This is a genomic window from Caulobacter sp. FG121 (assembly GCF_057809815.1).
Genome location: NZ_JBMDKR010000016.1, coordinates 1 through 5,798, shown reverse-complemented (window position 1 = coordinate 5,798; position 5,798 = coordinate 1). Strand labels below are relative to the sequence as shown.

Here is a 5,798-nt window from a genome sequence, read left to right as displayed (position 1 = left end):
CCAGCACGGCAGCGAGGGTCGATCCAAACTCAGTGAACGGCCGCAGCGCCTGCAGGGCCGCCGCCGGTGTCGTGGCCAGCAGCCGGATCTGGTTGATCAGACCGGTGGCGGCCAACGCCAACGAGGCCGGCGCGGCCACCAGGGTCAGAACACCGCTACGGATCCCGGCCACCTGCCGGCGGAAGCTGTCGAGGGCCGCGCCGGCAGGAGCGACCAGAACGGCGGCGCCCTCTGCGGCGAGGTTCAGCTGCTCGGTCAGGGCGGCGGCCTGGGTGACAACAAAGCCCGGGGAAGAGGCCGTCGAGAAGCCCGTGGTGAACAGGGCGGCGGACTGCGACGTTGCACCGGCGCTGGCCGCCACGGCCGCGTCTGTCGTGGCGACTGTGATCGTCGGGGCGGTATTCTCGCCGGCCTCCACGAACTCCAGGGAAAAGACGGCCAGGCCGCCTTCGGTCTTGTCTTCACGACAGGCGGAGTTGACGCAAGCGACCTGTCGGCGGCCGTAGGACGGATGGACCAGCTCGCCCGGCCCCTCGGCCTCCAGGGCGGCGATCAGGGCGTCCCGGGCGGCGTCATAGTCCGCGCCCAGGACATAGGCCTCCACGCGGAACTGGCGGGGCGCGCGACCCAGGTCCTCGGCGAAGGGCTTGTCTCTCAGCGGATAGGTGTGGATCTCGAACCGACGGCCGAACCCGTGCTCGTTGCCGTCCACATCGAAGGGGACGCCCCGGAAGCTGGCCGGCCGGAGTCGGTCACGCCAGGCCATCAGTCAGACCCCAGCAGGGGACCGCGATTGACATCGATGCCGGCCTGGCCGGAGGCGCGAGCGGTGGTCGACCGGACGCGGCCGTCCTGGTCAACGCGGATCCCGACATCGACGCGGCCGCGCGCGCCGTCCCTGGCGGCCGCGCCGACCGCCGGCCGGGGTTGCGCTCCGGCCCGGGCTGCAGCGCCGGCGACGGCGGCGGCCGCACCGACCGGGCTGGCGAACTTCACCACGAAGGCCACGCCCTTGAGGATAAATCGCAGCCAGGCCGGCAGGGCGTTCCACACGGCGGCCGCGCCGTTCTTGAAGCCCGTGGCCAGGCGGGTCCACATGTCCCCGAACCACTTGGAGATCTTGTCCCAGTTCCGCCAGACGAGGAACGCGCCGGCGGCGAGCGCGCCGATGGCCAGGATGATCCAGCCGACCGGGCCGGCGGCGACTCCCAGCCCGACAGCGATACCGAAGATGGCGTTGGTCAAGGCGGCAATTCCCACCAGGACGCCGCCGTTGATGATGCCGTCCAGGCCCCCGACCCACTCGAACAGCTTGACGATGCCGGTGACGGCGTTGGCGACGCCCAAAGCAAACTGGGCCCAGTCGACCTTCGACAGGGTGGCCGCCAGCTTGTCGACAATGATGCCGACCTTGGCGATCACTTCAGGCTGGTGGGCGGAAATCCAGGCGGTGATGCCCAAAACGCTTCGGTTGAGAACCGGGAGCAGAGAATTGCCAATCCCGAATTTCAGGCCCATCACGCTGGCCCGCATGTCATCCAGGTTGTCGTTGAACGCGTCGGCGGCCTTGGCCTGATCGTCTGTAAGGATGATGTGTAGCCGTTCCGCCTTGTCCCCGGCCGCTTTTATTGCCGCGCCGCCGCCGTTGAGCAGCGGGATCATCTCCGCGCCTGATCGGCCCAGGAGTCGCATTGCCATGGCCGTTTTGTGCGGCCCATCAGGCATGGTGGCGAAACGGTCGGCGATGCTCGCCAACAGCGCCTCGGTGGGCAGCAGCTTGCCGTGGGCGTCCCTCACCTTCACGCCCAGCTCGGCAAACGCCTTCGCGTCTTCCTTGCCGCCTTTGGAGGCAGAATCGGCGTTGCTCGCCAGGGTACGAAGCCCGACGGCAAATTCGCCGGCGTCCAGGTTCGCCAGCCTGGCTGCATAGCCAAGGCGTTGGTAGCTGCGAACAGTCAGCCCAAATTTCTGAGCATTGTTGTAGGCGGCGTCGCCAGCGTCCGCCGCCTCCTTGACCATCGCCCAGGCGGCTTTGCCAACCTGGAGACCGACCAGCACGGCCGTGCCCGCCACCACCGCGCCGCCGATCGCCGAGACCTTGGCCAGCTTGCCGGTCAGGGTTCCGATGCGCGAGATCAGGCCGCCGATCGACCCGGTCGCCTTGGCCGTGGGCCCGCTCCAGCGATCGACCGCCTGCAGGATCAGTTTCAGGCTAAGCGGACCCATGGATTCTTACGGCCTGATCGTTCCAAAAGAGGAGCTCGTCGATGTCCAGCTCCCACAGCTCCGAGGGTGGGAAATGGAAGGCGGCAGCCAGGTTGCCGAGGACGTCGGCCCAGTCAGGCGGCCACCCGGCTAGGAAAAAGGCTCCAGGTGCGCCGCCAGCGCTTCCAGGTCCTTGGCGTCCAGCTCGTCCAGCACCTTGACCGGCTGACCGCTGAACGCTGACAGAAGGGCCAGCGTCTTGCCGACCTCGCCCTTCGCGCCGTCGGTGTACCGCAGGTGCTTGGCCTTCAGCCGTTCAGGCAGGTCGAGAGTGATGTCCGTGATCACCTCAACCTTGTCCTTGGAGCCGCCGGCGCGCTTGGTCACCTCGATCGGGTATTCCAGCGTGTGGGTGACCTTGGCCATCAGAGGATCTCCTCCGCCGGCGGGCCGTTGAAGACGCACTTCAGCTTGCCCTCGCCGCCCAGCTGGGGCGGGTCACCGCAATAGCCGTGGTTGACGACATAGGTCTGGCCCGTGTCGCACTCGAAGGTGATGGTCCCGTCGTCGATCGCCTGGATCGACGCAATGCTGACGCCGGCCGCCATCATCACGTCGCACTCGATCTTCGAGGGCTCGATGGATTCGGTGAACCCGCCGGCGCTGTTCGCACCGGGGCGGGGCGTGCGCTTGACGCCGCCTGGGTCGAGGGTGGCCCCCTCGAAGGTCTGGAGATACTGGCCGTCGGCGCGGATGGTTGCGCGGCCAAAGAGCTTGCCGGTCATGGGCTGGTCGCCCTCCCTACAGGATGAACTGGATCTGGGCCGCGAAGACGATGGCCTGGTTCACCAGGTCCGGCGCCATGCGCGTGTTCAGACGGTTGCGGTCGCTGGGATCACGCTCGATGACCAGGTCGGTGATGAACTGATCGATGTTCTCGATCAGCCCGGCCTCGGCCATGTCCCGCGCCCAGGCCACCGTCTCGGCCTTGGCGATCTTGGGCGTGACAATCGCGCCGCCGGCCGCGGCGGGCGTGCCGTCGTCCGCCAGCTTATGGCGGGGGAACTTGGACAGCATCCGCTGGCGCCAGGACCAGCGCAGGTAGGACAGGGTCAGCGGCGTGTTCACGTCCAGCCAGCTGGTGTCGGCCAGGCTGTTGCTGTCCAGCTGATAGGTGGTGATCACCCGCTCCAGCAGGACGGAGCCGCCTGGATCAACGGTGAAGGTCGTGATGCCGTCGATCAGTAGCAGCTCCCGCTCGGCGCGGGTGAAAGCGTCCGCCGAGAGTGGCGCGAGGATGCCGGGCAGCGGCAAGGTCTGGAACGGCCTGGCCGGGTCGATGCCGCCGTAGTGGGCGACCACGCCGGCGGTGGAAGCGGCCCATTCCCAGGGCGGGTTGAGGGCAGCGTCCGCCCCGATGATTGAGACATAGCGGCTGTTGCGGCCGGCTCCGAGGGAGGCCAGGGAGCCTTGAGTGCCCCGGGCGGCGGCGAAGGCCACGCCGTCGATCTGGGCCGGCGGAGCCCACCGGCGGGTCAGCTCGGTTTCCAGGGCGGTGAGGTTGGCGGCGCCGGTCCAGGGGATGACGATCACATCGAAGGGCTCGTCGCCCATCGCGGCGATCGCGGTGGCGACGTCCGGATCGGTGGCGCCGGTGACGCCGGCGGCGATGGCCACCGCCACCCCGGCCGGCATGACATCCTCGCGATAGTAGCCAACACGAACATCGATGTCGTTGCCGGGCGTGCCCTTGTTCCGGGCGGTCAGGGTCAGGACGCCGGCGGCGTTGGCGGCGGTCACCGGAAGGTCCGCCACGGCGTTGACGGCCGCAGTCGCCGCGGTGGCGATCTGGGTGGCGGTCTGGCCGCTGGTGACGGTCACGGGGACGGCGCGGCCGGCGATGTAGAACGCCAGGACGCCGGCGGCCGTCGAAGGGCCGGTGATGGTGGCGACCTTGGTGGCCGCCGTGCCGCCGCCGGCGTCGGCCAGGCCGATGGCATAGAGGTCGGCCGAGGTGTTCGCCGCGGCGAACTTGGCGGCCATCTCCGCGAGGATCGAGTGAGGGCCGAAGTCAGTCCGCGCCTGGCTGGCCGAGAACAGTCGCAGCAGCGTTGCGGCGGCGGCGGTGCCCGTGGCCAGCATGTTGCCGATCAGCAGGACGCGAGGCGTCTTCGCCGGCAGACCCCGGCGGGCGCGGCTGGAATCGATCTCGGCGTAGGCGCCCGGCGTGCGGATGTTGTTGGAGATGGAGTTGAAGGCGATCGACATGGTCAGTCCTTGCTCTTGGCCGGGGTCTTGGGCTCGGCCACGGCGTCAACGATCTCGACATCGCCGGCATCGAGGCGGCGGATCCAGAACGGGGCGTGGGTCACTTCTTCGCCCGCCTCGGCGAGTAGGGAGCCGTCAGGCTTGCGGACGCGGCGGCCCGTGGCCGGCTTGAGGCGGATGATCTCTTGGACGTCCATCAGGGTTCCTCAGCGGGGAAGGTGATCAGGCTCGATGCATCGGCCTGGCCGTCGTGGGGCGGGATGTCCCAACCGGCGGCGAAGGTGGTGAAGTCGCCGATCGGCGGCACGGTGATCTCGGCCGGCGCGCGCGGGCTGAGCATGAACTCGCTGGTAAAGGCGATGGCGAACAGGCTCACCGGCCGCTTCTTGCGATCGCCGCCAGTGTAGAGCGGGGTGCAGGCTCCCAGCTTCAGCGCCGAGATCGGCAGGCCGAAATCCTGGGCGACCAGCAGCGCCGGCAGATCGAGAGCCAGCTGGTAGGAGCCGATCTCGCCCGGCGCGCCCCCGTGGCGCTGGGCCTTTTCGTTGCGCAGGTTCGAAGCGCCGACCACCAGGTGGAAAGTTCCCTCGACCAGCACCTCGCCACCGCCCATGTCGTTGAGCTTCCGCCAACCGCCGAACACCGTCCACGCCGCCGGGAAGTCGCGGATCTCGGCCGAAAGGAACTCGTCCAGGTCAGTGGGAAGGCTCTCGACGGCGCGCAGGCTGTAGCCCAGCACGTCCAGCTTCGCCGCGGCATTGAGCCGCGCCGCCATGGCGTTCTCGATCTGCGCGATGATCATCGAACCGCACCGGCCAGATAGTCGTCGACGATCGCGCCGATCTCGCCCGGGTCGGCGGCCGCCAGGCCGAAGATCGGACGGGCCGGCATAGTCACCTGCTTGACCTTCTTCCAGCCGCTGCCGGGTAGTTGGAACACCAGTGCGCCGGCGGCCTTTGGCCGGATGATTCCGCCGAAGTGCAGCAGCGGCGCGCGCGGGTCGTTGGTCCCGACGATGGCGGTATCCCGGGTCGCTGCGTCGGTGACGGAGTCGCGCAGGATTCCGCGATCGACCATGGTCTGGCCGCCGGTGAGCTGGGCGCGGATCGACGTCTTCCACTTCGAGCCGTCCGGGGCTTCGCCGTCCTCGAACCGTTGACGGGCCGTGTCGCGCAGATAGCCGCTGATGACGCGCATCAGGGGGAACAGGTCGCCCATGCGCTTGAGGAGCTTGCCGAGGCGGCGCTCCAAGGCGTCAGCGCCCGAGGCGTCAACGGTGTATCGGAGGCCCATCAGAACCCCCTCATGCGGTCACGAGAGAACAG

At 68.7% G+C, this 5,798-nt stretch carries 9 protein-coding genes; all 9 read right to left on the bottom strand.

Annotated features, from left to right (window positions below; genetic code table 11):
• Positions 1–766 (bottom strand): DNA circularization N-terminal domain-containing protein (locus tag ACODSL_RS19995; RefSeq protein WP_488902498.1); only part of this gene is annotated, 766 nt, incomplete at its 3' end.
• The gene (locus ACODSL_RS19990; RefSeq protein WP_488902497.1) at positions 766–2,226 is read right to left on the bottom strand and encodes a phage tail tape measure protein; all 1,461 of its coding nucleotides are present in this window, start codon (positions 2,224–2,226) and stop codon (positions 766–768) included. The genes ACODSL_RS19990 and ACODSL_RS19995, both read right to left, overlap by 1 nt.
• A complete protein-coding gene (locus tag ACODSL_RS19985; protein WP_488902499.1) occupies positions 2,213–2,317 on the bottom strand; it encodes a GpE family phage tail protein in 105 nt (34 codons plus the stop codon). Before ACODSL_RS19985 ends, ACODSL_RS19990 begins: the two co-directional genes overlap by 14 nt.
• A 38-nt stretch (positions 2,318–2,355) precedes the next feature.
• Positions 2,356–2,631, bottom strand: a complete 276-nt coding sequence (locus ACODSL_RS19980) for a phage tail assembly protein (RefSeq protein WP_488902496.1) — start codon at positions 2,629–2,631, stop codon at positions 2,356–2,358.
• Positions 2,631–2,990 (bottom strand): phage tail tube protein, encoded by a 360-nt coding sequence (locus tag ACODSL_RS19975; RefSeq protein ID WP_488902495.1) that lies wholly within the window; start codon positions 2,988–2,990, stop codon positions 2,631–2,633. Before ACODSL_RS19975 ends, ACODSL_RS19980 begins: the two co-directional genes overlap by 1 nt.
• A gap of 16 nt (positions 2,991–3,006) precedes the next feature.
• The gene (locus ACODSL_RS19970) at positions 3,007–4,473 is read right to left on the bottom strand and encodes a phage tail sheath subtilisin-like domain-containing protein (RefSeq protein ID WP_488902494.1); all 1,467 of its coding nucleotides are present in this window, start codon (positions 4,471–4,473) and stop codon (positions 3,007–3,009) included.
• Positions 4,474–4,475: 2 nt separating this feature from the next.
• Positions 4,476–4,670: a DUF2635 domain-containing protein gene (locus tag ACODSL_RS19965; RefSeq protein WP_488902493.1), complete on the bottom strand. Its 195-nt coding sequence runs from the start codon at positions 4,668–4,670 to the stop codon at positions 4,476–4,478.
• On the bottom strand, positions 4,670–5,275 hold the full coding sequence (locus ACODSL_RS19960; protein WP_488902492.1) for a phage protein Gp37: 606 nt from the start codon (positions 5,273–5,275) through the stop codon (positions 4,670–4,672). Before ACODSL_RS19960 ends, ACODSL_RS19965 begins: the two co-directional genes overlap by 1 nt.
• Positions 5,272–5,766, bottom strand: a complete 495-nt coding sequence (locus ACODSL_RS19955; RefSeq protein ID WP_488902491.1) for a phage virion morphogenesis protein — start codon at positions 5,764–5,766, stop codon at positions 5,272–5,274. The genes ACODSL_RS19960 and ACODSL_RS19955 overlap by 4 nt, the downstream gene beginning before the upstream one ends.
• Positions 5,767–5,798: the final 32 nt, after the last annotated feature.